Origin of the sequence: Leucobacter rhizosphaerae (genome assembly GCF_022919175.1) — a bacterium.
In the GTDB taxonomy this organism is placed as follows: domain Bacteria; phylum Actinomycetota; class Actinomycetes; order Actinomycetales; family Microbacteriaceae; genus Leucobacter; species Leucobacter rhizosphaerae.
Genome location: NZ_CP095043.1, coordinates 1,468,687 through 1,494,063, shown reverse-complemented (window position 1 = coordinate 1,494,063; position 25,377 = coordinate 1,468,687). Strand labels below are relative to the sequence as shown.

Sequence of the window (25,377 nt, the reverse complement as noted above, 5' to 3'; positions counted from 1 at the left end):
TGAGCTGACCTCAACGATCGGAGCGAACCCGCTATGTTTGGAAACCTCTCAGGCCCCACGCTGCTGGTGATCCTCTTCATCGTGCTGCTGTTGTTCGGCGCACCGAAGCTTCCCGGCCTGGCGAAGAGCCTGGGACAGTCGATGCGGATCCTCAAGAAGGAGGTCCGGACCGACGCCGCGGAGAACGTCAACGCCGAGGAGGGTGCGACACCCCCCAGCCCGGCCGCACCGGCGAGCCCTGCGTCGACCACCACGCAGCCGCCCGCACCGCCCGCGGTCCCCTCGCCGGAGACCCCGCGCTCGCCGTCCGACCGCACCGGGACGCCCGACAACCGGCCGTAGTCCGCTACAGCCCGAGACGGCCGCTCGCGCTCTCCTGCGCGGCGGCCGTTCGCGTTTCCGGGTATCGGTCTCGCCCGCTCGCCCGCGAGCGCGCGTCGGCAGTCAGCTCTGCTGCGTGGCCTCGACCCAGGAGAGGTACTCCGGGGTGATCTGCCCGGCGATGTACTCGCCGGTGAAGCAGCTCTGCTCGAGCTCGGTGACCTCGGACTGGCCCGCCAGGATCGCGCGATTCATGCCCTCGACGGTCTGGTAGATGAGGTGATCCGCACCGAGTTCCGCCGCGATCTCCGCCGCTGATCGGTTGTGAGCGATGAGCTCTTCGCGCGACGGCATGTTGATGCCGTAGACGTGCGGGTGGGTCACGGGCGGGGCCGCCGAGGCGAAGATCACGGACTTCGCGCCCGCCGCACGCGCCATCTCGACGATCTCGCGCGAGGTCGTGCCGCGCACGATCGAGTCGTCGACGATGAGCACGTCCTTGCCTTTGAACTCGACGCTCATCGCGTTCAGCTTCTGGCGTACGCTCTTCTTGCGCACGGCCTGGCCGGGCATGATGAAGGTGCGGCCCACGTAGCGGTTCTTGAAGAACCCCTCGCGATACGGGATGTCGAGCTTCTGCGCGACCTGCATCGCGCTCGGGCGCGCGGAGTCGGGGATCGGCATGACGACGTCGATGTTGACGTCGGGGAGTTCGGTGCGGATCTGCTCGGCCAGCACGTCGCCGAGGCGGAGTCGCGCATCGTAGACCGAGATACCGCTCAGCACGGAGTCGGGGCGCGCGAGGTAGATGTACTCGAACGCGCACGGTACGAGACGGGCGCTCGTGGCGCACTGCCGCGACTGCATCGTGCCGTCGGGGGAGATGAGGATCGCTTCGCCGGGCTCCACGTCGCGGACGGTTTCATAGCCGCCCGACTCGAGCACGAGCGACTCGGAGGCGACGACCCACTCGTCCGAGCCAGTCGGTCCCGTGCGGCGACCGAGCACCAGGGGGCGGATGCCGTGCGGGTCGCGGAACGCGAGCAGCCCGTACCCAGCGATGAGCGCGATCGAGGCGTACGATCCCTCGACGCGGTCGTGGAGACGCGAGACGGCGCCGAAGACCTGCTCCTCGTCGAGCTGGAGCCCGGCGATCCCGGCCTGCAGTTCGTTGGCGAGCACGTTGAGGAGGAGCTCGGTGTCCGAGTGGGTGTTGAGGTGGCGGCGATCGACGTTGTAGAGGTCCGCCGTCAGCTCGCGGGTGTTCGTGAGGTTGCCGTTGTGGACGAGGATGATGCCGTAGGGCGCGCCCACGTAGAACGGCTGCGCCTCCTCCTCGTGCGCCGCGGAGCCGCGGGTGGCGTAGCGCACGTGGCCGAGCCCCACGTTGCCGGTGAGCAGTCGCATGTCGCGGGTGCGGTACGCCTCGCGCACCTGGCCCTTGGCCTTCACGACGTGGAAGAAGTCGCCGTCGAGCGTCGCGATGCCGGTCGAATCCTGACCGCGGTGCTGGAGCAGCAGCAGGCTGTCGTAGACCTGCTGGTTGACGGGCTCGGACGAGACAATACCGACGATGCCGCACATACTCTTGCGTGATCTCCCTGCGAAGTGGGTGGGGCGCCGAGCAGGCGCACCTGAACAGTTTCCCACACTCCTGCTGCGTCCCGGCCCCGGATCGCAATATCCGGGGGTGCGGGGCAGGGTACGCTGGGTGGGTGAGCGAAAACGCGTCGATCTATGCCCAATCCGGAGTGGACACCGCGGCCGGTGACCGCGCCGTCGAGCTGATGAAATCTGCGGTCTCCCGCACGCAGGGCCCCGAGGTGCTCGGCGGCGTCGGCGGCTTCGCCGGACTCTTCGACGCCTCGGCACTGCTCGGATACCGGCGACCGCTGCTCGCCTCGTCCACCGACGGGGTCGGCACGAAGGTCGCGATCGCGCAGGCGATCGACAAGCACGACACCATCGGCCAGGACCTGGTGGCGATGGTCGTCGACGACATCGTGGTCGTGGGGGCGAAGCCGCTCTTCATGACCGACTACATCGCCTGCGGCAAGCTCGTGCCCGAGCGCATCGCCGACATCGTGCGCGGGATCGCCCAGGCGTGCGAGGCGACCGGCACCGCGCTCGTGGGCGGCGAGACCGCAGAGCATCCGGGGCTGCTCGGTGAGGACGAGTACGACGTCGCGGGCGCCGCGACGGGTGTGGTCGAGGCCGACCGCATGCTGTCGCCCGAGCGGGTGCAGGACGGCGACGTGGTGCTCGCGATGGCCGCGTCGGGGCTGCACTCCAACGGCTTCTCGCTGGTCCGCCACATCCTCGCGGAGCGCGGCATCGGCTACCACGACCACAGCGCCGACCTCGGGGCGAGCTACGGCGAGGCCCTCCTCACCCCCACCGCGCTCTACACCTCGCCGCTCCTGCGCGTCCTCGAGGATCCGTCGCTCGACGGTGCCATCCACGCGCTCAGCCACGTCACGGGCGGCGGGATCGCCGCGAACCTGGCGCGGGTGCTCCCGGTGGGGTCGTGGGTCGAGCTGGATCGCGGCGCCTGGTCGCCGCTGCCGGTCTTCCGCCACCTCGCGGATCTCGGCGGGCACTCGCTCGAGTCGCTCGAGGGCGCCTGGAACCTCGGGATCGGCATGTTCGCGGTCGTGTCGGCCGCGCAGTCGGCGCAGGTCGCCGCGGCGCTGACCGCCGAGGGGCTCGACACCTGGGTCGCGGGCACGATCTCGACCGCGTCTCGAGACTTCGCGGGCTTCGAGCAGGGTGCGAAGGGTGTCGACGGCGGCGCGGTGCGCCTCGTCGGAGCTTACGGGGCTTAGCTCGGGGCGTCGCGCGCGCGACTCGCTCGCCTCGCGCGCGTGTGCTGAGCTCGACCGAACCTCTCCGCGCTCGCCGAACGCCTCCTAGCTTGCCGAAAGCCTCTGATCTGCGCGCTCACTTCGAGGGGGTTCGGCGAGCAAGGAGGCGTTCGGTAAACAAGGAGGCGTTCGAGCCAGGTGCCGTCGAGCCTCGGGATCGGCGCAGGTCCGGGTCAGCGTACGTCGGGATCGAGCGGGGCCGAGCGCGGGCCGTCTCCCGCGTCGCGCTCGATGAGCGCGGTCGCGACGGCCGCGATCCCTTCACCACGTCCCGTGAAGCCGAGGTGATCGGTCGTCGTGGCGCCGAGACTCACCGGTGCGCCCACCACGCGGGTCAGCAGGTCCTGCGCCTCGTCGCGGCGGGGCGAGAGCTTCGGGCGCTGCCCGACGATCTGCACCGACACGTTCACGGGGCGCCAGCCGTGCTCGGCCAGGCGCGCGAGCGCCGTGGTCACGAACCCGGTGCTCGCAGCACCCGCCGCGCCGGGCTCGTCGACGCCGACCATGGAACCGATGTCGCCGAGGCCCGCGGCCGAGAGCAGCGCATCGACGATGGCGTGGCAGACGGCATCGCCGTCGCTGTGCCCCGACAGCCCCGGTTCGCCGGGCCACTCGAGTCCGGCGAGCCACAGGGGCGCACCGTGATCGAACGCGTGCACGTCGACCCCCGTGCCGACGCGGATCACAGCGCCTCCGTCAGGCCGACGGCGTTGCCGGTCATGATGCTGTCGAGGATGCGCAGGTCGTCGGGCGTCGTGAGCTTGTGCGCGTTCATCTCACCGCGCACCGTGCGGACCCGCCCGCCCGCCCGCTGCACGACCTCGGCGTCGTCGGTCGGGGGATCGGTGTGTAGCTGAGCGGTCGCGTGCGCCGCCGCCAGGGTCTCCCGCGGGAAGCCCTGCGGTGTCTGCACCGCAACGAGCGGGGCGCGATCCACCGTCTCGTGCACGATCCCGTCGGCATCGATCCGCTTCAGCGTGTCGACCACGGGCAGGGCCGGCACCACCGAGTCGCCGGTGCCGCGCACCTCGGCGATGACCCGCTCGAAGAGGTTTGCGCTCGCGAACGGACGCGCCGCATCGTGCACGAGCACGGTGTCGATCGACTCGGGCAGGGCGTCGAGCCCGAAGCGCACCGACTCGTGCCGCTCGCGTCCGCCGGGGACCACCGTGACGGTCCACGGGGCCTCCGCGGGCACGATCCGATCCACCAGATCGAGGGTCTGCGCGGCACGGTCTTCGGGAACGACAACCACGAGGCAGCCCGCGTGCGGGAGCGAGGTAGCGACGGCGATCCCGAACTCGACGAGTGCGCGGCCGTGGAGCTCGACGAACGCCTTGGGGGCGTCGGCGCCGAGTCGTTCTCCGCGTCCGGCCGCGACGAGCACCACGCCGAGCGTGGGGAGGGGATGCGGTGTCGCGCCGCCGAGCGCCTGGTCGTTCGCGAGGCCCGAGTTCGTCATGCCCCCAGCGTACTCGGGTGGCGCACGCGTGGCCCAGAAACACGAAACGCCCCGCACGGGGCGGGGCGTTGCACGTGCAGCAGAGCGCTACGGGGTGGCGAGCACGTTGTCGAGCACCGCCCCGGCCTTCTCCTCGTCAGTCTTCTCGGCGAGCGCGAGCTCGGACACGAGAATCTGCCGCGCCTTCGCGAGCATGCGCTTCTCACCAGCGGAGAGCGAACGCACCTCCTGATCGCGGCGCCACAGATCACGAACAACCTCCGACACCTTGATCACGTCGCCCGAGGCCAGCTTCTCCAGATTGGCCTTGTAGCGTCGCGACCAGTTGGTCGGCTCTTCGGTGAAGGGGGCGCGCAGGACCTCGAACACACGCTCGAGCCCCTCCTGGTCGATGACGTCACGGACGCCGACCAGATCACAGTTCTCCGCAGGGACCTCGATCGTCAGATCGCCCTGGTTCACCTGCAGCTTCAGGAAGAGTTTTTCTTCTCCTCCGAGCTTCCGCTTCTTCACCTCGATGATCTTGGCTGCGCCATGGTGGGGGTAGACAACGGTCTCTCCGACCTCAAATTGCATCGAGTGGCTCCTTTACAGTCCAGCCACTAGAATACCACAGCTGGGGACCGAAGAGTTAGGGTCGCCTAAGCTGCGCCTCCCGCACGGTCCCGGATAAGATGATTTCAAACTGTGGTCGCTCTCCGCGGCGCGCAGGACGCATCACACTACGGCTCGGAGGATCACCTTGAAGATTCGGATCGCCTCGTCCATCGCTCTCGCGGCGGGCATCGCACTCGGGGCAACCGGCTGCAGCCTGATCGCGCCCATCGGCACGACCGTGCCGTACGCGCCGAGCGACGGCATCGACGTGAACGTCGAGGGTGTGAGCGTGCGCAACCTCATGCTCATCGCCGATGAGAGCGGCGAGAACTTCAACGTCGTCTTCAGCTCCGTGAACCTGACCGGCGAGGAGCTCGAGCTCGTCATCACTTTCACCGGCGAGGGCACGCAGCAGGCGCGCGCCGAGTTCGCGATCCCGACCGGCAACACCCGCTTCGGCAACCCGAACGGCGTCGAGACCCCCGTGCTCGTGTCGATCCCGAACCTCAAGCCCGGCGCGACCGTGGACGCCTACCTGCAGACCCCCGGCGCCTCCGAGGAGCAGCGCTTCGTGCCCGTGCTCACCGGTGAGCACGCGGAGTACCAGGAATACGTACTGCCGGTCGGCTTCGGTGCGGGTGACGACACCGACGCCGCAGACGAGCAGCTCGCAGACGAGGACGCGGCCGCGGCCGAGCCGAAGGTCGGCGACGACACCGCCGAGTAGCCGCCCTGACGACGAACGCCCACCAGCCTCTGCGGCGGTGGGCGTTCGTCGTTTCGGGGTCCGGATCCCGTGAGCGAGTGTCAGCGGGATCCGGAGTCACGGGCCGAACTCAGCCGAACCGGTATCCGACGCCGCGGATGGTCGAGATGAGCTCCGGCTTCGACGGCTCCTCCTCAATCCGCGCTCGGATCCGCTTCACGTGCACGTCGAGGGTCTTCGTGTCGCCGTAATAATTGCTGCCCCAGACCCGGTCGATGAGCTGGCCGCGCGTGAGCACCCGGCCCGAGTGCCGCATGAGCATCTCGAGCAGCTCGAACTCGCGGAGCGGCATCGTGATCTCTTCGCCGCGCACGGTGACCGTGTGCCGCTCCGAGTCGAGTCGCACCCCGAGCTCGTCGATGACGAGGGAGTCGAACCCCTCCTCGGCGTCGTCGACGGGCGAGGCCGAGCGGCGGAGCGCCGCGCGCAGGCGGGCGAGCAGCTCGCGCGTCGAGTACGGCTTGGTGATGTAGTCGTCCGCGCCGAGCTCGAGACCCACCACGATGTCGATCTCGCTGTCCTTCGCGGTGAGCATGATGATGGGGACCTGCGAGGTCTGGCGGATCGCCCGGCAGACCTCCGTGCCGGGCAGACTCGGCAGCATGAGATCCAGCAGCACGAGGTCGACGGAGATCTCGGAGAAGGTGCGGACCGCCTCGGCCCCGTCGTCGACGATCGTGACGCGGTAGCCCTCGCGTTCGAGCAGGAACGCGAGGGGCTTCGAGATGGAGTCCTCGTCCTCGACGAGCAGGATGTGCTGGGCCACTAGGGGGATCCCTTCAGGGGTTCGGTGTGTCGGACGTGTCGGGGGTGCGCGCCGCGGGTTTCGTCGCCTCGCGCACGATCCGCCGCGCCTTCTTCATGCGCTTGTTCGGTTTGCCGTCGGTGCTCGTGTCGGGCAGCGGGAAGGTCAGGGTGAAGCTCGAACCGACCCCGGGCTGCGACCAGACGTCGACGTCGCCGCCGTGGGCGCGCATGGTGTGCCGGGCGATGCTGAGCCCGAGCCCGGTGCCGCCCTCGCCGCGCGTGCGGGCACCGTCGACGCGGTAGAACCGCTCGAAGATGCGCGACAGGTGCTCGGGGGCCATGCCCTCGCCCTGGTCGGTGACGGTGACGAGGAAGCGACCCCGTTCAACGGTCATGCCGACCCCGACCCGGCCGCCCTCGGGGGAGTGCCGGATGGCGTTGCTGAGCAGGTTCGCGACCGCCGAGCCGAGCGAGGTGGGGCGCCCGAGGATCACGGCCTCGCGCGATCCGCCGGCGTCGTCGGTCACGATGAGCTCCACGCGGTGCTGCGTCGCGAACTCGCGATGCGATTCGACCTCGCCGCGCACCAGGTCGCGCAGGGATACCTCCTCGCGATCCTCCGGGCGCAGCGTCGACTGCGCCTCCGAGAGCTGGATCACGTCGCGCGACAGCTCGCCGAGCCGTCGGGACTCCTTCACCAGGCTCTTCGCGAACCCGCGCACGAGCTCGGGCTCGTCCGCCGCCTGCTGCACGGCCTCGGAGAGCAGGCCGATCGCCGCGATCGGCGTCTTCAGCTCGTGGCTCACGTTCGCGATGAAGTCGCGACGCATGGCGTTCACCCGCTGTTCCTCGCCGAGGTCCTCCGCGAGCACCACGACGAAGCGCCGCTGCAGGCGAACGAGGTGGATACGGACGGTGTCCGACGGGTTGCTCGGGTCGGGATCGTGGGTGTCCGGGATCCCCGTCGTCATCACCCGTCGCACGCGCTGCAAGAACTCCGGCTCCCGGATCTGCTCGCCGCTCACGTGCTGCTCGTGGCGGGCCGTGGGGTTGGCGTAGACGGCCGTCAGCGACGCGTCCAGGATCACCGCGAAGATCTCGATCTCGTCGAGGATCGAGGTGGCGATCTCCGGCAGTTCGGGGCGCATCTCGGCGGACCGGCGGCGGCCGGCCGCTCGTGCGCTGACGATGGCGAGTGTGAGCCCGGCGCCGAGGACGATGCCGAGCGCGACGGAGGAGAGCACGAGCGCGGTCGGATCCATGCCTTCATCGTATGCGTAGGCTGGGAGCCGAACGCCAGAGTTCAACTGTTGTTCACCTGTCGGTGTGGCGTGGTTCACGACGGCCGCTCAGACTTGGACCAGTGCGCATTGGCGCAGAGAAACACGAGAGAGGGAACCGCATGCGTGAGGTTTTTCAGCAGTCGCTCCGCGAGGTGCAAGATCGCCTGGTCGAAATCGCTGGGTTGGTCGAGGGAGCGATTTCTGACGCGACAACCGCGTTCGGAGACTCAGACGTGTCGCTGGCGGAGAAGGTGATCGACGAGGCCGAGGCCATCGAGGAGATGGTCGCGACGCTCGACGAGCTCGCCATCGATATTCTCGCACGCCAGCAGCCGGTTGCATCGGACCTCCGGCTGGTCGTGGGGGCGCTCCGGATGAGCGCGTCGCTCGAGCGGATGGCGGACCTCTCGCAGCACATCGCGCAGTTGGCCCGGTACCGCTACCCCGAAAGCGCGATCCCGCGCGGGCTCAAGAAGACGTTCGCGCGCATGGGTGCGCTGGACGTGGAGATGGCCGGCAAGATCGTCGAGCTGCTCCGCACGCAGGAGGCGACCGTCATCGACGAGGTGCGCAACCTCGACGACGATCTCGACGAGCTGCACGCGAAGGTGTTCGAGAAGGTGCTCAGTGACAAGCTGGCGAACGACCCGACCGGGGTGGTCGATGCAACACTCGCGAGCCGCTACCACGAGCGCTTCGGCGATCACGCGGTGAGCGTCGCCAAGCAGATGCAGTTCTTCCTCAGCGGCTCGACCGACTAGCTCGCCTCGTCCGGGCGGTCCCGCCCCTCCGTCGCCCTGGGCGATCCGAGGGCTCCGGGTCCGCTCGGACGGTAGGCTGTCAGCGTGACTCAACGCATCTACGACTCCCGCGCGCAGGAGGTCGTCGACTTCTCTCCCCGAGCGGCCGGAGAGGTCGGACTCTACGTCTGCGGGCCCACGGTGCAGTCGTCCCCGCACATCGGACATCTGCGGAGCGCGCTGGTGTACGACCAGATGCGCCGCTGGCTGACGGCCACCGGGCACCGTGTGACCCTGATCCGCAACGTCACGGACATCGACGACAAGATCCTCGACAACGCGCGCATCGCGCAGGAGGCGGGGGGCGCCGAGGAGTGGTGGGCCCTCGCGTACCGGATCGAGCGGGAGTTCACGGCCGCGTACGACGCGATCGGGGTGCTGCCCCCGAGCTACGAGCCCCGTGCGACCGCGAGCATTCGCGACATGGTCGACCTCATCGAGCTCCTGATCGAGCGCGGCCACGCGTACCCGGCGGCGGACGGCTCCGCGAGCGTGTACTTCGATACGGCCAGCTGGCCCGAGTACGGCTCGCTCACGCGCCAGCAGCGCGACCAGATGGAGGACGCCGCGGACTCGGAGCCGGTGGGCAAGCGGGATCCGCGGGACTTCGCCCTCTGGAAGGCGCACCGCGCCGGGGAACCTGAGACGGCCTCGTGGCCTTCGCCCTGGGGTCCGGGCCGTCCGGGATGGCACATCGAGTGCTCCGCCATGGCGACGCGGTACCTCGGCGAGGAGTTCGACATCCACGGCGGCGGCCTGGATCTCCGCTTCCCGCACCACGAGAACGAGATGGCGCAATCCCGCGCCGCCGGTCACGGGTTCGCGCGGTACTGGATCCACAACGGCCTCGTCAACACCGGCGGGCAGAAGATGTCGAAGTCGCTCGGCAACTCGCTCTTCGCGGGTGAGCTGCTCGCCGCCGCGCGCCCGATCGTGCTGCGCTACTTCCTCGGCTCCGCCCACTACCGCTCGGTGCTCGAGTACTCGAGCGAGTCGCTCGTCGAGGCGGGCGCCGCCTTTGCGCGCATCGAGAGCTTCCTCGAGCGCGCCTGGCGGGTTGTCGCGGCCGCCGAGCCGGATCCCGCCGCCGGCGAGGCCCGGGCGGAGCGTGTCATGGGGCCACGTCGCGGCGCCGCCACCGCGGACGCGTTGCCAGATGAGTTCGTCGCGGCTATGCTTGACGACTTCGGCGTACCGCAAGCGCTCGCAGCGCTCCACGGCGCCGTGCGCGCCGGCAATACGGCGATCGACGAGGGCCGCACCGATGAGGTGCAGGCCCGAGCGGGTGAGGTCGTCGCCATGCTCGACGTGCTGGGGCTCGATCCCCGGGACGCGGTGTGGAGCGCCGAGGCCCACGCGGGCACCTCGGCCGAGACCGCCGCACTGGGCGACCTCGTGGAGGCGCTGATCGCACAGCGCGCCCAGGCCCGCGTCGACCGAGACTTCGCCACGAGCGACGCGATCCGGGACCGTCTGCTGGCGGCCGGGATCTCCCTGGAAGACCACACCGACGGAACACGCTGGAGCCTGACATGAGTAACAAGAGCAATCGCACGGGAGCCGTGCGCAAGAAGGGCCTCGGCAAGGGCGTCGGATCGGGCGGACAGGGCCGGCAGGCGCTCGAGGGCCGCAAGCCCACGCCGAAGGCGGAGGACCGTCCGTACCACCCCGCGGGCAAGGCGAAGGCCGCGAAGGAGCGCTACGAGGCGGCGAAGAAGCGTCACATGGCGGGCGGATCCGACCGTGGCGGGCAGCGCGGCGGCGGGAAGAAGAGCGACGAGTCCGAGCTCGTGACCGGCCGCAACGCGGTCGTCGAGGCGCTGCGCACTAAGATTCCCGCAACCACCCTCTATGTCGCCGCGCGCGTCGAGATGGACGACCGGATGCGCGAGATCCTGCGCCTCGCCACCCAGCGCGGGGTGCCGGTGCTCGAGATCATGCGGCCCGAGATGGACCGGATGACGGACCGGGACACCGTGCACCAGGGCGTGGTGCTCAAGGTGCCGCCGATGGAGTACGCGCACCCGATGGACGTGCTCGACGACGTGCTGGATCGTGACGGCCTGCCGCTGCTGGTGGCGCTCGACGGCGTCACCGACCCGCGCAACCTCGGCGCGATCATCCGCTCGGTCGCCGCGTTCGGCGGCCAAGGGGTCATCGTGCCCCAGCGCCGGTCGGCGGGGCTGAACTCCGCCGCCTGGAAGACGTCGGCGGGTGCTGCTGCGCGGATCCCAGTCGCGATGGCCTCCAACCTCACGCAGACGCTCAAGGAGCTGAAGAAGCGCGGCGTCTTCATCGTCGGCCTCGACGGCGACGGCGACGTCTCGCTGCCCGGGCTCGAGCTCGCGGACCGCCCGCTCGTAGTGGTCATCGGGAGCGAGGGCAAGGGGCTCTCGCGCCTCGTCACGGAGACCTGCGACGCGATCGTGTCGATTCCGATCTCCTCGGCGACGGAGTCACTGAACGCGGGCATCGCGGCGAGTGTCGCGCTGTACGAGATCTCGAAGCTCCGCGACTCGACCGGTGACTGACGCCGCTCCACGCTGCGGCGTCACAGCACGGTGAGCGTCGTCGCCCGCCAGCGCTGACGCAGGTATTCGAGTCGCATTGCGACGGCGGTCGACCGTGCCGGAGTCGTGAGGATGATCGTCACCTCGGTCACGAGTGGCGACGGCCGGCTCAGGTGCACGGGGCCCGGCACCGGGACCGATCGTCGCGTATCCCGGGTGAGCGTGCGCCGCTCGGTGCGCGCCGCGCGACGGGCCGTGAGGTGCTCGGCGACCTCGCGGGTGATCCACCCGCCGAGCTGTCCGACCGCGCGCGATCCGTCGAGGATCTCGTAGCTGTAGACCGCGAGGAGTCGGACCACCGAGAGGTCCGGCGGCGGGATGTCCAGCGCCGCGGCGGGGAGCGGCGCGGGGACTGGTGCGAGGGGGACCGGTGCGGCGGGACGCGGCACGGTGGAGATTCGCGCGGGACCCGGGGGTGGGACCGCGTGCAGGTGACGGCGCGGGACAGCGCGCACGGCGGGGGACGTGTCGGGCTGCGAATCCGCGGGCTGTGCCTCCGCGGTCAGCGATTCCGCGGGCGCGGACTTGGCGACCATGGACGGTGCGCGCGCGGACGTTGCGAGCACCGTCGGGACCGGTGCGAGGCGGGCGGGGAGAGAAGCCATGGGGGATCCTTTGTTCTGGTGTCTTCACAGAGGTCCCGATTGCTCCCCGCAATCCGTATGAAGTGTGTCGGACGGTGCTGTGCCCCCACCATAAAGTCACCGCTGTGAGCGGGGTCAACATCCCGAACGCACGGGGCGTTTGTGGCGTGCCCGGGGACGCTCCTGGGGACGACGCCAATCGAACGCCTGCGTTCTCGCCGAACGCCTCTGAAGTGAGCGTGCAGATGAGAGGCATTCGGCAAGAACGGAGGGGGTCGGTGGCGATATGCGGCGCCTAGCACCTCCGGTCGCCAACCCCGCACGACCACCAAATCATCAGGGGCCGATCATCTAGGGTGGAGAGGTGGCCACATTGCGCAATCTCGCGACCAAGTATTCGACCCTCAGCGAAGCGGAGATCGAGTGGCTCGAGCTGCTCACGCTCGACTGGCAACTGCTCGCGGACCTCGCCCTGAGCGACGTCGTGCTGTGGGTGCCGACCACCGATGACGGCTATCTCGCCGTCGCACACAGCCGCCCGGCCGGCTCGGTCACGCTCTTCTACCGCGACGTCATCGGTGACCTCCTGCGTTCGGACTGGCGGGGGCTCGTCGATGAGGCGATGGAGACGGGGCTCCCCGTGGTCTCGACCTCGCCCGCGTGGTACGAGGAGAATCCCATGCGGCTCGCGGCATACTCCGTGAATCGCTGCGACGGCGAGGGCAATCGTCTTGGACCGTTCGCGGTCATCACCGTCCACACGAGCGTGGCCGACACGCAGCAGGCGTCTCGTATCGCCGCGGCCTTCCGAGAGGTCTCGGAGGATCTCTTCGGCATGATCCAGAGCGGCCTCTTCCCGGCGCCCGGCAACACCCGCGGAGGCGAGCAGGGCGCGCCCCGCGCCTCGGACGGCCTCGTGCGCATCAACCTCGACGGGGTCGCCACGTTCGCGAGTCCGAACACGCAGACCACCTTCAACTCGCTCGGATTCCGCGACGAGATCGAGGGCGAGAACTTCGCCGAGGTCATCGCCGACGTGGTCAAGGGCCAGTTCGACACGAACGAGTCGCTGCCGCTCATCGCGCAGGCCAAGATCGCGAAGCGCGCCGAGATCGAAGCGCGCGGGCGCACCGTCACGCTCCGTTCGATCCCCGTGATCCGCGACGGAGTGCGGGTCGGCGGAGTGGTGCTCACCCGGGAGATCACCGAGTTGCGCGAGCAGGCGCAGGAGCTCGTGACCAAGGACGCGACGATCCGCGAGATCCATCACCGGGTGAAGAACAACCTGCAGACCGTGGCGTCGCTCCTCCGCGTCCAAGCGCGTCGCGCGCGGAGCGAGGAGGCGAAGGAAGTGCTCGGCCAGGCCATGCGCCGGGTCGCCGCCATCGCGGTCGTCCACGACACCCTGTCGAGCGGACTGTCGCAGATCGTGGACTTCGACGTCGTCTTCGACCGGGTGCTCGGGCTCGCGGCAGAGGTGGCGAGCCTGCACAACACCACGGTGCATCCCCACAAGGAGGGCGAGTTCGGCGAGCTCCCCTCGGAGTACGCGACGCCGCTCGCGCTCGCACTCACGGAGATCGTGACGAACGCGGTCGAGCACGGTCTCGCCGGTCGCGAGGGCGAGGTCATCATCCGCGCCGACCGGAGTGATGAGCGTCTGGCGGTCGAGGTGATCGACACCGGCACCGGCCTCCCGGGCGGCACCGTGGGTGACGGCCTCGGCACGCAGATCGTGCGCACGCTGATCGAGGGAGAGCTCGGCGGTTCCATCACGTGGGGGCCGGACGAGCGGGGAGGCACCCGCGTCGCGATCCAGATCCCGCTGCACTGGATCTCGACGCAGACCCGAGAGATGCCCCGCGTCTCGAACTGACGACTGAGGGCGGCTCCGGGCTCCGCCGATCCCGTGCGGGACCGGCGGAGCCCGGACTTACCGTGTGGTCCGGCGATTTGCGAGGCGGTTGGCGCGTCGGTGGTTCCGGATCAGCACGGCCGCTCCGACCCCGAGGAGCAGCAGGCCGAGACCGATCGTCACGGCGGTGATCCAGGTCGTCGTGTCGAGGTCGCCGGGGGCGAGGGTTCGCTGCAAGACGTAGCCGCAGAACCCGAGGATCAGCGCGCCCCAGACGATCGGGCCCGTGCGGGGTCCGCTCGGCTCTGTTGGTGCCGGTGCCGGTGCGGGGGTGTAGACCGGACCTGGAGCCGCTGCTGCGGCCTGCGGCGCCGCGGGCCGCGAGGGGGCTGACTGCGTTGCGGCAGGCTGCGAGATCGTTTGCGGTGCGGTCGGTTCCGGAGCGGTCGACTGCGGTGCGGTCGACTCCGAGGCGGTCGACTCGGGCCCCGTGCTCGGGGAGTCCGTGTTCGGTTCGGGGATCATCGCGACACCTCCAGTTCCAGTCGTTCGAGGTCGCGTTCGAGGCGTGTGCGATCCGCCTCGAGGTCTTCGCGTTCCGAGGAGGTCAGGCCGGGTTCGTCGAGCTGCCACTCGAGGCGATCGAGTTCATCCTCGAGCTCCCGCTGCTCGCGCAGCGTGTCCGCGTCCGCCGTGCGGGAACTCCTCGTATCGGCCTCGATGTTCCGCTGCGCCTCCTCGGAGAGCGCCGAGTCGGACGTGCTGCCGACCACCCGAACGTTGCCGGCGAGCATGTACACCTCGACGTGCGCGACCTCGGGGTCGTCGGCAGCGACACCGTCGAGGTTGGCGGTGATGCGCTTGCTGAGGAACGGTCCGGCGGTGTTGCGGGCGTCCTCTCCCCACTGCTCTCCGACATTGCCGGCGAGCAGGTACACCGACACGACGGTCGGATGCTCGGCGGGCAGGGTGACGGTCGCGTTGCCGGTGAGTTGCCAGACCACGAGGTCGGCTCCGGTGCCGGACTCGGCCGGGATCCCGGTGTCGTCGAGGTCCTCGAGGTCGACCCGGGCGTTGCCGGCCAGGAGCACGGCTCCGGGCTCGTGCAGCCCATCCACCTGCAGGGTGCCGAAGGGCTGGAAGCGGGTGCCCCAGGGCAGCACCGCCGTGAAGAGCAGGGCCACCACCGCGCACGCGGCCAGGAAGCCGACGAAGCCGGTGTGGCGACCGCGGATCCCGGCAACGATCAGCGACACGGCGAGTACACCGAGCGCAGCGACCAGCGCCGCGATGACCGCGATCGGCGTCGCCGACTCCGCGGTCGCCGTGACGTCGGCGAAGGCTCCCGTCGAGGGTACCCAGAGCGCGGTCAGCCCGCCCGCCAGCAAGGCGAGCGCGATGGTGATGATCGTGTGCGCGGCGCCGAGTTTATGCGCGTCGTGGTGCTCCGCGTAGCGCGCACTCCACTCGTCGGCCTGCCGGCCGACGTTCTCGCCCCAGCGGCCCGCGGCCGCACCCGCCTGCTCGCCCCACTGGCCGGCGCGAGCACCCCAGTCGTCGGCGGTCTCGGCGAACTTCCGGCTCCACTCGTCGGAGGGTGCATCGTGCGCCGATGCACCGGGTGCGGCCGCACCGGGAGTCGCCCCGGGCGCCGACCCCGGCGCCCCGTCGTACGCCGCACTCGCCGCGGGCGGGGCGGAGCCGTCTGCCTCGGTGGATCCCGTCGCGGCAGTCCCCGCCGCGGTGGACCCCGTCCCGGTGGACCCCGTCGCCGCGGAGGCCGTGTCCGACGTTGCGTCGGCCTGTGCGCGGCCGCGGTTGAGCAAGGCGCGCCGCAGCCAGATCCCCGCGAACACGAGGATCGCGATCCAGCACACCCAGGCGATGGTCGCCGACAACCAGTCGGGCATGCCGATCGCGCTCCACGCGTCCCAGCCCCAGAGGGTGAACGGCGGGGCGAAGAACATGCCGATGAGTACCGGGATGCAGACGATCGCGGCAATCGCGATCGCGGTGATTAGCACCCCGGTCTGCGCTCGCCCCCGGATGATCTCCTCCACGTGGATGCGTCCCAGGGTGTCGGGTAGGAGGAGCCAGCCGACGAGGTAGAGCAGGATGCCGGGTCCGCCGAGCAGTGCGAGTACGACGAACACGCCCCGCACGATGAGGGGATCGATGTTCGCTTTGGCCGCGATGCCGGACGCGACGCCGGTGAACCATCGGTCATCGCTCCGCACGATGCCGAGGTTGCGGATCCAGGCGAAGAACCCGCCGGCCGGGGGCGGCGGCGGGACGGTGGTGTCTGAGTCGGGAGTCGTGTTCATGTCTTCGAGTCTGGCCGGGGTCGCGATCCGGTGCCATCGGGGTTCACCCTGATTCGCCCCTGAGACTCGCCCCGGAGACCCCGGGTGACGGCCGGAAGCTGCTTGGATAGGGGCATGGCCGCAGTTCCCCTCTCCCGCTCGCGCGATGACCGCGTCGTCGCCGGCGTGTGCGCGGGCCTGGGAGCGCACCTCGGTCTGTCGGTCGGTGCCGTGCGTATCGCGATGCTGATCCTCACCGCGTTCGGCGGTGCCGGAGCACTCCTGTACCTGTGGCTGTGGGCGACCGTGCCGCTCGACGGGGAGACCGACGGTCTCGTGCCGCTTCGTCGTGCACTCACCCGCCCGGCATCAGCGGAATCGAGCGCACGGACCGATGCCGCGGCCCCCGGCGGTCCGAGTTCGCCGCCGAGCCCGGCATCGAGCACGCAGGCCAGCACGGCCCCGAGCGCGCCGGTGCACCATGCCTCGAGCCCGTCGGTCAACACGGCCTCGAAAGCCCAGTCACGCACGGCCTCGAGCCCCCCGACCTCGCCCGCTCCGGGACCGAACGCCGACCCGGGCCAGCCGGACCGCCCGCCCGTCTCTCGCACGCGCTGGCCGATCGCCGAGTTCCTGCTGGGGGCGTGCCTGCTCGTCGCCGGAACCGGCCTCGTGCTCGAGCGCCTCGGGGTGCACCTCAACCTCGAACTGATCCTGCCCGCGATGGCCGTGCTCGTCGGTGTCGGACTCACCTGGTGGCAGATCGCGGATCGGGATCGACCGGACCGCAATCAGGTGCCGCGCGTGCTCGGCGCGCTCGCGCTCGTCGCCGTCGGGGTGCTCATGTTCTTCGTCACGTCGCGCGAGCCCAGCGCCTGGACCGTGATCGCGGCGGCGGTCGCGGTGCTCGCGGGCGTGGCGCTCGCCATCGCCCCGTGGTTGCTCCGGCTCAATCGCGAGCTCATGGCGGAGCGGGCCGGGCGCGCGCGGGAGTCCGAGCGGGCCGAGATCGCGGCGCACCTGCACGACTCGGTGCTGCAGACGCTTGCGCTGATCCAGCAGCGCTCGGAGCCGAGCAGCGAGGTGGCGCGGATCGCCCGGCGTCAGGAGCGGGAGCTGCGGGACTGGCTCTTCCGCACCGGCGATGGCGCACCGGCCGCGTCCCTCGAGGCGGTCGATGCGGAGTTGCGGGCCCACGCCGCCGCGCTCGAGGCGGATCACCCCGTGCGCTTCGAGATCGTGGTGGTCGGCGCCAACGACGGTGTGGTGGCGCCCGCGCCCCTCGTCGCGGCCGCACGCGAGGCAATGCTGAACGCCGCCCGCCACGCGGGGGGCGACGTCACGGTGTACGTCGAGGTGACGGCTGAGCGCATCTCGATCGACGTCACGGACCGCGGGCCGGGTCTCGATCCCGAGGACCTGCCCGAGGGGCGCATGGGCGTCCGCGAGTCGATCCTCGGTCGTATGGAACGCGCGGGCGGGAGCGCGCGGATCCTGGCCGGCCCGGGCGGCGGCGGCACGGCCGTCCGCCTCTCGATCCCGCGTGAAACGCCCGCTGATCCCGCGCCCGCACCGTCGACCGCGCCCGTTGATCCCGCCACCGCAGCGCCCGGCGCACCAGCCCCGGCTCCCGAGCCCCGAACGGAGACCCCATGACCGAGTCGCCCACCCCGCCCGCCTCACTCGACCCCGGCTCGTCGAACGAGGCGGCCCCCGTGCGCGTCGTCATCGTCGACGACCACCAGATCTTCCGCACCGGTCTGCGTGCCGAACTCGGCTCGGTGCTCGACGTCGTCGGCGAGGCCGCGACCGTGGACGAGGCCGTCGCGCTGATCCCGGCACTGCGCCCGGACGTGGTGCTGCTCGACGTCCACCTGCCCGGCGGCGCGGGCGGCGGCGGCGCCGAGGTGCTCCGTCAGCTGGCCACCCGGCCGGAGGTGCGCGACACGCGCTTCCTGGCACTCAGCGTGTCCGACGCCGCCGACGACGTGGTGAGTGTGATCCGAGCCGGTGCGCGCGGTTACCTCACGAAGACCGCGTCGGGGAGCGAGGTCACCGCCGCCGTCGAGCGGGTGCGCGACGGCGACGCGGTCTTCTCGCCGCGGCTCGCGGGCTTTGTGCTCGACGCGTTCGGCACTGGGTCGGGGGAGACGGCGGCGGCGGACGATGAGCTCGATCGGCTGTCGGCCCGCGAGCAGGAGGTCATGCGGATGATCGCCCGCGGGTACGCCTACAAGGAGGTGGCCGCCGAGCTCTTCCTGTCGGTGAAGACGGTGGAGACCCACGTCTCGAACGTGCTCCGCAAGCTGCAGCTCTCGAACCGGCACGAGCTCACTGCCTGGGCGCTCACCCGCCGCCTGCTGTAGGGCTCGGCCCGCGGCTGCGGGAGCACGTCAGTCCCAGCCCGGGAGCCACATGTGGGCGTTCCAGAACCACTCCGCGACCGGGCCTCCCGTCCAGAGCGGTGCGAAGAGGATCGAGACGGCCACTGCGGCGATGAGGAACACGGCGACGGCGAGCCGCCGGCCCTGCAGTGCGGCGGGATCGGGATCGAGCCGCAGCCCCGGGGCACTCGCCCGCGCGGTGGCGAGGGGGATCCCGCACAGCATGCCGAGCACCAGTGCGAGCGCGAGCGCCGAGAACGGCGTGAGTACCACCGCGTAGAACTGGAAGACGGCCGAGCGCGAGACCGTGAGCAGCCAGGGCAGCCAACCCGACAGGTAGCCGGTCAGCACAAACGCGCTCACTGTCAGCACCGGCCCGCGGGAGAGCGCATCGGGGCGCACGAGCGCTCGGACCACGAGCCACGCGAGCACGAGCAGCGCGGCCGCGCCGCCCCAGGTGATCAGCAGATTCGGGATCGGCGAGATGCCCGCGACGCACTCTCCGCCGCAGCCGTCCCAGCGCACCTCGTACATCGCGGTCGGCCGCAGCCCGAGCGGCCACGTGATCGGGTGCGCCTGATAGGGGTGCGGAGCGGTCAGCGTGCTGTGCCACCCGAGCATCTCGGCGTGATACCGGGCGAGGCTCGAGAGCCAGGGGGTGGCGGGATCGCGGCCCCAGCCGTCCGGCGTCACGATCCAGCCGACCCAGGTCGTGAGATACGCGAGCACAGCCGCGGGCAGCGCGATGATCGCGGTCGCCCCGGCCTGAAGGAGCGAACGAAGGGAGGCTGCGCCCCACGGTGCGCCGGCGTTCCGGCGGCGCAGCAGATCCCGAATCGCAAGAAAGACGAGGAACGCCGCCAGCGGATACAGGCCCGACCACTTGATCCCCGCGGCCGCACCGAAGACCAGCCCCGCGGCGAGCAGCCAGGGGCGCCACCAGCGCACAGCGGTCCGCCCGGACGGCCCCGGCTCGGCTCGCGCGTCGCGATCCTCGAGCCACTGCACATCCCGCCACATGAGCAGCGCTCCGAGCGCCACCGCGAGGGCGAGGAACCCGTCGAGCAGCGCGACCCGGGTGAGCACCACGTGCACTCCGTCGAGCGCGAGCAGCAGGCCCGCCGTGCAGGCGATGACCAGACTGCGCGAGAGCAGCCAGCCGAGGCGCATCGTGATCCCGACCGTTGCGACCCCCGCGAGGGCCACGGCGCTGCGCCAGCCCCAGCCGGTGTCAGGGCCGAAGACGAGCACCCCGAGCCCGATGAGCCACTTCCCGAGCGGCGGGTGCACGGCGTAGGAGGCCTCGTCGGTGAAGGCTGCGGGATCACCGAAGGCCGCGTCGTCGTCGGACCACACGGTGGGGGCGCCGTGGGCGAGCTGGCTGATCGCGTCGCGCACGTAGTAGAGCTCGTCGAACACCAGACTGCCGGGGCTGCTGAGCGCCCAGAACCGCACGACCGCGGCGACCGCGAGCACGAGCAGCGGAGCGAGCCAGCGCAGGTGGTGGCGGACGGCGAGCATGGCTCCAGCCTATGTGGAGCACGCGGGGCGGCACGCGGCTACGATGGTGGGGTGATTACGCGCCTCAGCAACTACTTCTTGAAGACTCTCCGCGAGGACCCCTCAGACGCCGAGGTGGCGAGCCACCGGCTGCTCGTGCGCGCGGGTTACATCCGCCGCCAGGCGCCGGGAGTGTTCGGGTGGATGCCGCTGGGCCTCCGGGTGAAGGGCAAGCTCGAGCAGATCATCCGCGAGGAAATGCAGGCGGCGGGCGCGCACGAGGTGCACTTCCCGGCCCTGCTGCCCCGCGAGCCGTACGAGGCCACCGGGCGCTGGGAGGAGTACGGCGACGCGCTGTTCCGGTTGCAGGATCGGCACGGCGCCGACTACCTGCTCGCGCCGACCCACGAGGAGGCCTTCACCCTCATGGTGAAGGACATCGTGACCTCGTACAAGGACCTGCCGCTCGCGCTCTACCAGATCCAGGACAAGTACCGCGACGAGGCGCGGCCGCGCGCCGGTCTGCTGCGCGGACGCGAGTTCACGATGAAGGACGCCTACTCCTTCGACATCAGCGATGAGGCCCTGGCCGAGAGCTACGAGCGCCAGCGCGCCGCCTACGAGCGGATCTTCTCCCGCCTCGGGCTCGAGTACGTGATCGTGTCGGCCGACGCGGGTGCGATGGGCGGATCGCGCAGCGAGGAGTTCCTGCTCCCGACGCCGATCGGCGAGGACACGTTCGTGCGCTCGGCCGGCGGCTACGCCGCGAACGTCGAGGCGTACGCGACCCCCGCCCCCGAGGCTCGGTCGATCGACGGGCTGCCCGCGGCCGTCGTCTACGACTCGCCCGACACCCCGACGATCGACACCCTGGTCGCCCACACCAACGCCGTGCTGCCGCGGGAGGACGGTCGGGCGTGGAACGCTGCCGACACCCTGAAGAACATCGTGCTCGCCGTGACCGCCGTCGACGGGACTCGCGAGATCGTCGTCGTGGGGATCCCCGGCGACCGCGACGCCGACATGAAGCGGGCCGAGGTCGCGTTCCCGGGCTGCGAGGTCGAACCCGCGACGGCGGCGGACTTCGCGAAGCACCCGGGACTCGTGCGCGGCTACATCGGACCCGGTGCCGCCGGCGCCCCGGTGCTCGGGCTCGAGGGCACCACCGGCATCCGCTACCTCCTGGATCCCCGGATCGTGACCGGCACCGCGTGGGTGACCGGCGCGAACGAGGACGAGAAGCACGTCGCCCACCTCGTGGCGGGTCGCGACTTCACGGCTGACGGCATCGCCGACATCGCTTCGGTGCGCGACGGGGACCCCGCCCCCGACGGTTCGGGTCCGATCGAGACCGCACGCGGCATGGAGATCGGGCACATCTTCCAGCTCGGACGCAAGTACGCCGAGGCGTTGGGGCTCAAGGTGCTCGACGAGAACGGCAAGCTCGTCACGGTCACGATGGGCTCGTACGGCATCGGGGTGACCCGGATCATGGCGATCCTCGCGGAGCTGCACCACGATGATCGTGGACTGATCTGGCCCGCCGCCGTCGCGCCGTTCGACGTGCACGTCGTGGCGACGGGGAAGGATCCGGCGGTCGCGGCGATCGCGGACACCCTGGCGACCGAACTCGACGCCGCCGGCGTCGAGGTGCTGTTCGACGACCGTCCGAAGGTGTCGCCCGGGGTGAAGTTCGGCGACGCCGAGCTGCTCGGGGTGCCGCGTGTGGTGGTCGTCGGGCGCGATGCCGCCGACGGCTTCGCCGAGGTCTGGGACCGCTCGACCGGTGCCAAGGAGAAGGTCGCGCTCTCGGAGGTGCCCGCGCTGTTCGGCGTGTAGCACCCGCACTGCCCTGACACCCGGGGGATCGCCTGTCGGCGGTCTCCCGGGTGTCGTGCGTTCGGGGGTCGTGCCGATCTCCGCTTCTGGTGTGCCGGTCTTCGCTCACCGGGTGTCGATCTGCGCTCACCCGAGCCGGACTTCGCTCACCCGGGCGGCCGGTGGTGCGTCGGCGACCCGGTTATCCACAGATTCGTTCCGCACCTCCTGGTGCGTGTTCTGCATCCCTACAGTGGGCTCCATCGCTGCGGATCTGCGGCGAACTCCTCGCTCGGGGGCCCGGGTGATCGATTGAAAGGAACGCACCGTGGCGAACATCACTGTCTCATACGGAGAAATGGAATCGGCGGCGTCAGACATCGGATCCGGGCGGGAGGAGATCACCCACATCCTGCTGCGGATGAAAGCCCTGATCGGGCGGCTCGTCACGTCCGGCTTCGTGACCGATCAGGCCTCCGGCAAGTTCGACGAGGCCTTCGGCAGCTACACAGCGCACGCGAACGGGGTGATCGATCAACTGACCGAGATCCAACGCTTCATCACGAGCACTGCCGCTCTGCTGCGAGACACCGACAGCCAGATCGCCGCGAGGATCTCCTAGCGGACCTGCAACGGGCGCGAGGCAGCACACTCACGATCGCATACGGCGACGGAAGGAACACGATGCCGCACCATCTCGACCTCCGGGATTCGACGTTGGCAGACGTCGGAACCGAACTCATCAGCGCCGCCGAGGGGGTCTCGGAACTGACTGCGGCGCCCGCGGTCGACCTCTCGGCACTGGCCGTCGTCGGTGCCGATCTCAGCACGTTCATCGACGATCTGGTGACCGGGTGCGCCGCCCTGGCCGATGCCGCGGTGACGGGAGCGATCACCGCCGTGGACCTGGTCGAGCGGACGCTGGAGCTCGACGCTCGCATCACTGCGGCAGTGCGAGTCGGGTTCGCCCTGCCGGAGTCCTGACGATGACTGCGGGTCGATACCGAATGGAGTCGCGGTGATGCTCGGAGCAGCGGGCGCGGAAGACGTGCTTCTCAGTGCGGCGCCCAGGTGCGTCGAGGTGCCGGCGATCGAGGAGGTTGCAGCGTTCGTTCGTGATGCGGTCACGGAATCGGAGGCGTACGTCGCAGCGGTACAGCGCGCGCAGCAGGAGCTGCTCACGCTCGAGAGCGATGGGACTCGGAGTCTCACCGAGAAGCTCTCGGACCGACTCGTCCCGGGAGCGCTCACGGTGCACCGGAGCGCTTTCGAAACCGACTCGGCCCTGCGCGTCTTCGGCGCTGAGCTGGAGGTGCTCGTGCGCGAGGCCGACCGCACGGTGCACCGCGTCGAGGACGCACTGCACACCATTCGGCTTCAGAGCGGGATCATCGCGGACATCGCGGCGCGGGCCGGGGTGCCGGGCGAGTACCGCTGGGATGAGGGAGCTCCCGGTGTGATGCCTGAGCCGCAACTCGGCCCGGCGGGCGCCGGCCTGACGGCGGTCGAGACGGAGGCGGCGGTGCAGGCGGTGCGGTCCCGGTTCGACACCGAGTGGCTCGTGGCGGCGAGCCTGTGGCACGGGGCGCTCCGCGAGATCGACAGCGCTCGATCCACCTGGGTCGCCGTGCACCGTGACCGCGTGCAGGCTGAGACCCGACTGCAGCAGGCGCTCGGGCGCACCTCCCTCGGACACCTCCTCACCGTCGTGGGCGGCGCGGAGGGATCGAGGCCGGACGCACTCGCCGCCGCACTCGTCGGAGAGGTGCGGGGACAGCGCGTCGACACTCCGCAGCTCGCCGAGCAGCACCCGCTGCTGCGATCGCTGCTCGGATCGGAGCAGGGCTCGCACGCGTGGAGCAGCCCGCCGGACCCCACCCGCGTTGCGGAGGCGTGGCAGCGGCTCAGCGCGGACGAGCGCGAGCGGCTCATCACCGAGGTCCCGGCGGTGATCGGGAACCTGCCGGGGGTGCCGTACGAGGCCCGCGACGAGGCCAACCGGCGGCTATTGGAGTACTGGATCGTGCATCGCCAGGAACTGAGTCCTCGGTCTCGCAGCGCGCTCGACGCGGCGTTCGCGGTCATCGCCGAGGGGCACGCGGGAGAGCCGGTGCGCGTCGTCGCGCTGCGCCTCTCCGACGCGACGCCACTGTTGGCGCTCGGGTACGGGGAGCCCGACCGCGCCGACCATCTGACGTGGGAAGTCCCGGGGATGCGCAACGACGCGCACCAGGGGCTTTCCGGCTGGGACACTGCGAGCCGGAATCTCATGGCCGAGCAGCAGCGCGTGCTGTCGCAGTCGGGTCGGTCGAGTGAGACCTCCGCCGTCATCGTCTTCATGGAGGCCGACACCCCTGATGTCGACCGTGTGCTGCTCCCGCACGCGGCGAGAACGGGGGCGGCCCGGCTCGCCGCGGAACTCGACGGCGCGCACGCGGTGCGAATAGTCGAGGCCCCGAGCGGGTCGGTCGCGGTCGTCGCGCACTCGTACGGCACGACCACCGCGGCGAACGCGCTCCTGCGCACCGAGCATCCCGTGCGATCGTTCACGATGCTCGGCTCCGCTGGTCTCGATGCCGGGACGGTCTCCGACCTCGGCGAGCTCGGCGTCGATCGTGACGCGCGCGGCGCACCCCGGATCTACACGACCATGGCCTCCGCTGACGCGCTTGCACCCTTCGGATCGAACGCCGCACAGCGGATGCAGCCGAACGCCGATGCCGCGACGCTCCCCGGCCTCACCATCGCGGGGGCGCAGAGCTTCTCCTCGGAGGGTGTGGGCGATCTGCGCGGCACCGGAGGGCACTCGATCATCCGGGACGACGGGCTCGGGTACCTCGATCGGGAGACGCAGTCGCTCAGGAGTGCTGCAGCGATATCTTCCGAACTGTGGGATCGCGTCCCCGGTGGATTCGTGGATCATGCGGATCCACCCGATTCACGCAAGAATCGCGTCCCCGCAGCGTTGGAGGTGCGATGATGCGAGGCACCGAGCTGACCGCCGCGGCACTCATCGTCGTTTCATTCATTGCCGGGTGCTCCTCCGACCCGATCGTGTCGGACGAGTGGCGCTCCGGATCCGCCACGCGGGAGGAGCAGCTCGCCTGGATCGAGACGGAGGTCGACGCGGTGGTCCAGGCGACGGGAGAACCCGACGGCTGGAGGAGCGGCGAGGAGCGGCTCTACTGGACCGAGGATCGGGCCGTGCTCCTCGAGCAGATCGAGACCGAATCGTGCCGCCCCAATCGTGCTGACCCGCAGCCCGGACGCCGAGTGTTCACGGTCGAGCACACGGAGATCGGCGCACCGTTCGCCGCCTCGGCTCGTGTGCGTGCGTTGTGGACCCACGAGGGGTGGGACGTCTCGGATGTCCTGGATCCCGAAAGCACCGGCACGCAAGAGGACTACTTCCGAGCTGACCGATCCGACGGAGCAATCCTTGCGCTCGACGCCACGGAGCACTCCGTCATACTCTCCGTCTCCACCGCTTGCTCTCAGCTCACCGAGGGGTAGGCACCGATGC

General features: G+C 70.4%; 22 protein-coding genes and 1 pseudogene. 14 read left to right on the top strand and 9 right to left on the bottom strand.

Features of this window, described 5'->3' with window-relative positions; translation table 11 throughout:
* Positions 1-33 precede the first annotated feature (33 nt).
* Positions 34-342, top strand: a complete 309-nt coding sequence (locus MUN76_RS06865; RefSeq protein ID WP_244688329.1) for a twin-arginine translocase TatA/TatE family subunit — start codon at positions 34-36, stop codon at positions 340-342.
* A 102-nt stretch (positions 343-444) separates the two neighbouring features.
* On the opposite strand, the gene purF is transcribed toward MUN76_RS06865, so the two are convergent.
* Positions 445-1,905: an amidophosphoribosyltransferase gene (gene purF / locus MUN76_RS06860; protein WP_244688327.1), complete on the bottom strand. Its 1,461-nt coding sequence runs from the start codon at positions 1,903-1,905 to the stop codon at positions 445-447.
* Positions 1,906-2,036: 131 nt separating this feature from the next.
* Here purF and purM point away from each other — a divergent pair, with 131 nt between their 5' ends.
* Complete coding sequence (gene purM, locus MUN76_RS06855) at positions 2,037-3,146, top strand: phosphoribosylformylglycinamidine cyclo-ligase (RefSeq protein WP_244688325.1); 1,110 nt, start codon at positions 2,037-2,039, stop codon at positions 3,144-3,146.
* 212 nt (positions 3,147-3,358) lie between these two features.
* Here the strand turns inward: purM and ispD are convergent.
* Both ispD and MUN76_RS06840 read right to left on the bottom strand, forming a co-directional pair.
* A pseudogene (gene ispD, locus MUN76_RS15615) lies at positions 3,359-4,647 on the bottom strand (2-C-methyl-D-erythritol 4-phosphate cytidylyltransferase).
* Between the two features lie 87 nt (positions 4,648-4,734).
* Positions 4,735-5,223, bottom strand: coding sequence for a CarD family transcriptional regulator (locus MUN76_RS06840; RefSeq protein ID WP_244688320.1), 489 nt, complete (start codon positions 5,221-5,223; stop codon positions 4,735-4,737).
* A gap of 166 nt (positions 5,224-5,389) precedes the next feature.
* Between MUN76_RS06840 and MUN76_RS06835 the strand changes: the two genes are divergently transcribed.
* Complete coding sequence (locus MUN76_RS06835) at positions 5,390-5,971, top strand: DNA modification methylase (RefSeq protein WP_244688318.1); 582 nt, start codon at positions 5,390-5,392, stop codon at positions 5,969-5,971.
* A 109-nt stretch (positions 5,972-6,080) separates the two neighbouring features.
* On the opposite strand, the gene MUN76_RS06830 is transcribed toward MUN76_RS06835, so the two are convergent.
* On the bottom strand, positions 6,081-6,776 hold the full coding sequence (locus tag MUN76_RS06830) for a response regulator transcription factor (protein ID WP_244688316.1): 696 nt from the start codon (positions 6,774-6,776) through the stop codon (positions 6,081-6,083).
* 13 nt (positions 6,777-6,789) lie between these two features.
* Positions 6,790-8,019 (bottom strand): sensor histidine kinase, encoded by a 1,230-nt coding sequence (locus MUN76_RS06825; RefSeq protein ID WP_244688314.1) that lies wholly within the window; start codon positions 8,017-8,019, stop codon positions 6,790-6,792.
* 140 nt (positions 8,020-8,159) lie between these two features.
* Here MUN76_RS06825 and phoU point away from each other — a divergent pair, with 140 nt between their 5' ends.
* The 3 genes from phoU (at position 8,160) to rlmB (ending at position 11,371) form a co-directional block, all read left to right on the top strand.
* Positions 8,160-8,801 (top strand): phosphate signaling complex protein PhoU, encoded by a 642-nt coding sequence (phoU, locus tag MUN76_RS06820; protein WP_244688313.1) that lies wholly within the window; start codon positions 8,160-8,162, stop codon positions 8,799-8,801.
* A gap of 84 nt (positions 8,802-8,885) precedes the next feature.
* Positions 8,886-10,376: a cysteine--tRNA ligase gene (gene cysS, locus MUN76_RS06815; protein ID WP_244688311.1), complete on the top strand. Its 1,491-nt coding sequence runs from the start codon at positions 8,886-8,888 to the stop codon at positions 10,374-10,376.
* Positions 10,373-11,371 carry a 23S rRNA (guanosine(2251)-2'-O)-methyltransferase RlmB gene (gene rlmB, locus MUN76_RS06810; protein WP_244688309.1) on the top strand — a complete coding sequence of 333 codons (999 nt, stop codon included), beginning with the start codon at positions 10,373-10,375 and terminating at the stop codon, positions 11,369-11,371. The genes cysS and rlmB overlap by 4 nt, the downstream gene beginning before the upstream one ends.
* 20 nt (positions 11,372-11,391) lie before the next feature.
* Here the strand turns inward: rlmB and MUN76_RS06805 are convergent, their stop codons facing one another.
* Positions 11,392-12,015, bottom strand: coding sequence for an Rv3235 family protein (locus MUN76_RS06805; RefSeq protein WP_244688307.1), 624 nt, complete (start codon positions 12,013-12,015; stop codon positions 11,392-11,394).
* Positions 12,016-12,358: 343 nt separating this feature from the next.
* Between MUN76_RS06805 and MUN76_RS06800 the strand changes: the two genes are divergently transcribed.
* Positions 12,359-13,870 carry a sensor histidine kinase gene (locus MUN76_RS06800; protein WP_244688305.1) on the top strand — a complete coding sequence of 504 codons (1,512 nt, stop codon included), beginning with the start codon at positions 12,359-12,361 and terminating at the stop codon, positions 13,868-13,870.
* Between the two features lie 57 nt (positions 13,871-13,927).
* Here the strand turns inward: MUN76_RS06800 and MUN76_RS06795 are convergent, their stop codons facing one another.
* Entirely contained in the window at positions 13,928-14,374 is a 447-nt protein-coding gene (locus tag MUN76_RS06795) for a hypothetical protein (RefSeq protein ID WP_244688303.1), read from the bottom strand.
* On the bottom strand, positions 14,371-16,173 hold the full coding sequence (locus MUN76_RS06790; RefSeq protein ID WP_244688301.1) for a PspC domain-containing protein: 1,803 nt from the start codon (positions 16,171-16,173) through the stop codon (positions 14,371-14,373). Before MUN76_RS06790 ends, MUN76_RS06795 begins: the two co-directional genes overlap by 4 nt.
* A 114-nt stretch (positions 16,174-16,287) precedes the next feature.
* Here MUN76_RS06790 and MUN76_RS06785 point away from each other — a divergent pair, with 114 nt between their 5' ends.
* Positions 16,288-17,808: an ATP-binding protein gene (locus MUN76_RS06785; RefSeq protein WP_244688299.1), complete on the top strand. Its 1,521-nt coding sequence runs from the start codon at positions 16,288-16,290 to the stop codon at positions 17,806-17,808.
* Positions 17,805-18,518: a response regulator gene (locus MUN76_RS06780; RefSeq protein ID WP_244688298.1), complete on the top strand. Its 714-nt coding sequence runs from the start codon at positions 17,805-17,807 to the stop codon at positions 18,516-18,518. The genes MUN76_RS06785 and MUN76_RS06780 overlap by 4 nt, the downstream gene beginning before the upstream one ends.
* Before the next feature lie 27 nt (positions 18,519-18,545).
* On the opposite strand, the gene MUN76_RS06775 is transcribed toward MUN76_RS06780, so the two are convergent.
* Positions 18,546-20,057 carry a phospholipid carrier-dependent glycosyltransferase gene (locus tag MUN76_RS06775; protein ID WP_244688297.1) on the bottom strand — a complete coding sequence of 504 codons (1,512 nt, stop codon included), beginning with the start codon at positions 20,055-20,057 and terminating at the stop codon, positions 18,546-18,548.
* A 51-nt stretch (positions 20,058-20,108) separates the two neighbouring features.
* Here MUN76_RS06775 and MUN76_RS06770 point away from each other — a divergent pair, with 51 nt between their 5' ends.
* The 5 genes from MUN76_RS06770 to MUN76_RS06750 all read left to right on the top strand — a co-directional run bounded on the left by MUN76_RS06770 (position 20,109) and on the right by MUN76_RS06750 (position 25,367).
* Positions 20,109-21,875, top strand: coding sequence for a proline--tRNA ligase (locus MUN76_RS06770; RefSeq protein ID WP_244688295.1), 1,767 nt, complete (start codon positions 20,109-20,111; stop codon positions 21,873-21,875).
* Positions 21,876-22,182: 307 nt separating this feature from the next.
* Positions 22,183-22,476, top strand: coding sequence for a WXG100 family type VII secretion target (locus tag MUN76_RS06765; RefSeq protein WP_244688293.1), 294 nt, complete (start codon positions 22,183-22,185; stop codon positions 22,474-22,476).
* A gap of 62 nt (positions 22,477-22,538) precedes the next feature.
* A complete protein-coding gene (locus tag MUN76_RS06760) occupies positions 22,539-22,838 on the top strand; it encodes a hypothetical protein (protein WP_244688291.1) in 300 nt (99 codons plus the stop codon).
* Between the two features lie 37 nt (positions 22,839-22,875).
* A complete protein-coding gene (locus MUN76_RS06755; RefSeq protein ID WP_244688289.1) occupies positions 22,876-24,834 on the top strand; it encodes an alpha/beta hydrolase in 1,959 nt (652 codons plus the stop codon).
* The gene (locus MUN76_RS06750) at positions 24,831-25,367 is read left to right on the top strand and encodes a hypothetical protein (RefSeq protein WP_244688287.1); all 537 of its coding nucleotides are present in this window, start codon (positions 24,831-24,833) and stop codon (positions 25,365-25,367) included. The genes MUN76_RS06755 and MUN76_RS06750 overlap by 4 nt, the downstream gene beginning before the upstream one ends.
* Positions 25,368-25,377: the final 10 nt, after the last annotated feature.

Coding starts and splice junctions, on each gene's coding strand:
- MUN76_RS06865 (WP_244688329.1), top strand. CDS start 34: ATGTTTGGAAACCTCTCAGGCCCCACGCTGCTGGTGATCCTCTTCATC.
- purF (WP_244688327.1), bottom strand. CDS start 1,905: ATGTGCGGCATCGTCGGTATTGTCTCGTCCGAGCCCGTCAACCAGCAG.
- MUN76_RS06840 (WP_244688320.1), bottom strand. CDS start 5,223: ATGCAATTTGAGGTCGGAGAGACCGTTGTCTACCCCCACCATGGCGCA.
- MUN76_RS06825 (WP_244688314.1), bottom strand. CDS start 8,019: ATGGATCCGACCGCGCTCGTGCTCTCCTCCGTCGCGCTCGGCATCGTC.
- phoU (WP_244688313.1), top strand. CDS start 8,160: ATGCGTGAGGTTTTTCAGCAGTCGCTCCGCGAGGTGCAAGATCGCCTG.
- rlmB (WP_244688309.1), top strand. CDS start 10,373: ATGAGTAACAAGAGCAATCGCACGGGAGCCGTGCGCAAGAAGGGCCTC.
- MUN76_RS06805 (WP_244688307.1), bottom strand. CDS start 12,015: ATGGCTTCTCTCCCCGCCCGCCTCGCACCGGTCCCGACGGTGCTCGCA.
- MUN76_RS06795 (WP_244688303.1), bottom strand. CDS start 14,374: ATGATCCCCGAACCGAACACGGACTCCCCGAGCACGGGGCCCGAGTCG.
- MUN76_RS06790 (WP_244688301.1), bottom strand. CDS start 16,173: ATGAACACGACTCCCGACTCAGACACCACCGTCCCGCCGCCGCCCCCG.
- MUN76_RS06785 (WP_244688299.1), top strand. CDS start 16,288: ATGGCCGCAGTTCCCCTCTCCCGCTCGCGCGATGACCGCGTCGTCGCC.
- MUN76_RS06780 (WP_244688298.1), top strand. CDS start 17,805: ATGACCGAGTCGCCCACCCCGCCCGCCTCACTCGACCCCGGCTCGTCG.
- MUN76_RS06775 (WP_244688297.1), bottom strand. CDS start 20,057: ATGCTCGCCGTCCGCCACCACCTGCGCTGGCTCGCTCCGCTGCTCGTG.
- MUN76_RS06760 (WP_244688291.1), top strand. CDS start 22,539: ATGCCGCACCATCTCGACCTCCGGGATTCGACGTTGGCAGACGTCGGA.
- MUN76_RS06755 (WP_244688289.1), top strand. CDS start 22,876: ATGCTCGGAGCAGCGGGCGCGGAAGACGTGCTTCTCAGTGCGGCGCCC.
- MUN76_RS06750 (WP_244688287.1), top strand. CDS start 24,831: ATGATGCGAGGCACCGAGCTGACCGCCGCGGCACTCATCGTCGTTTCA.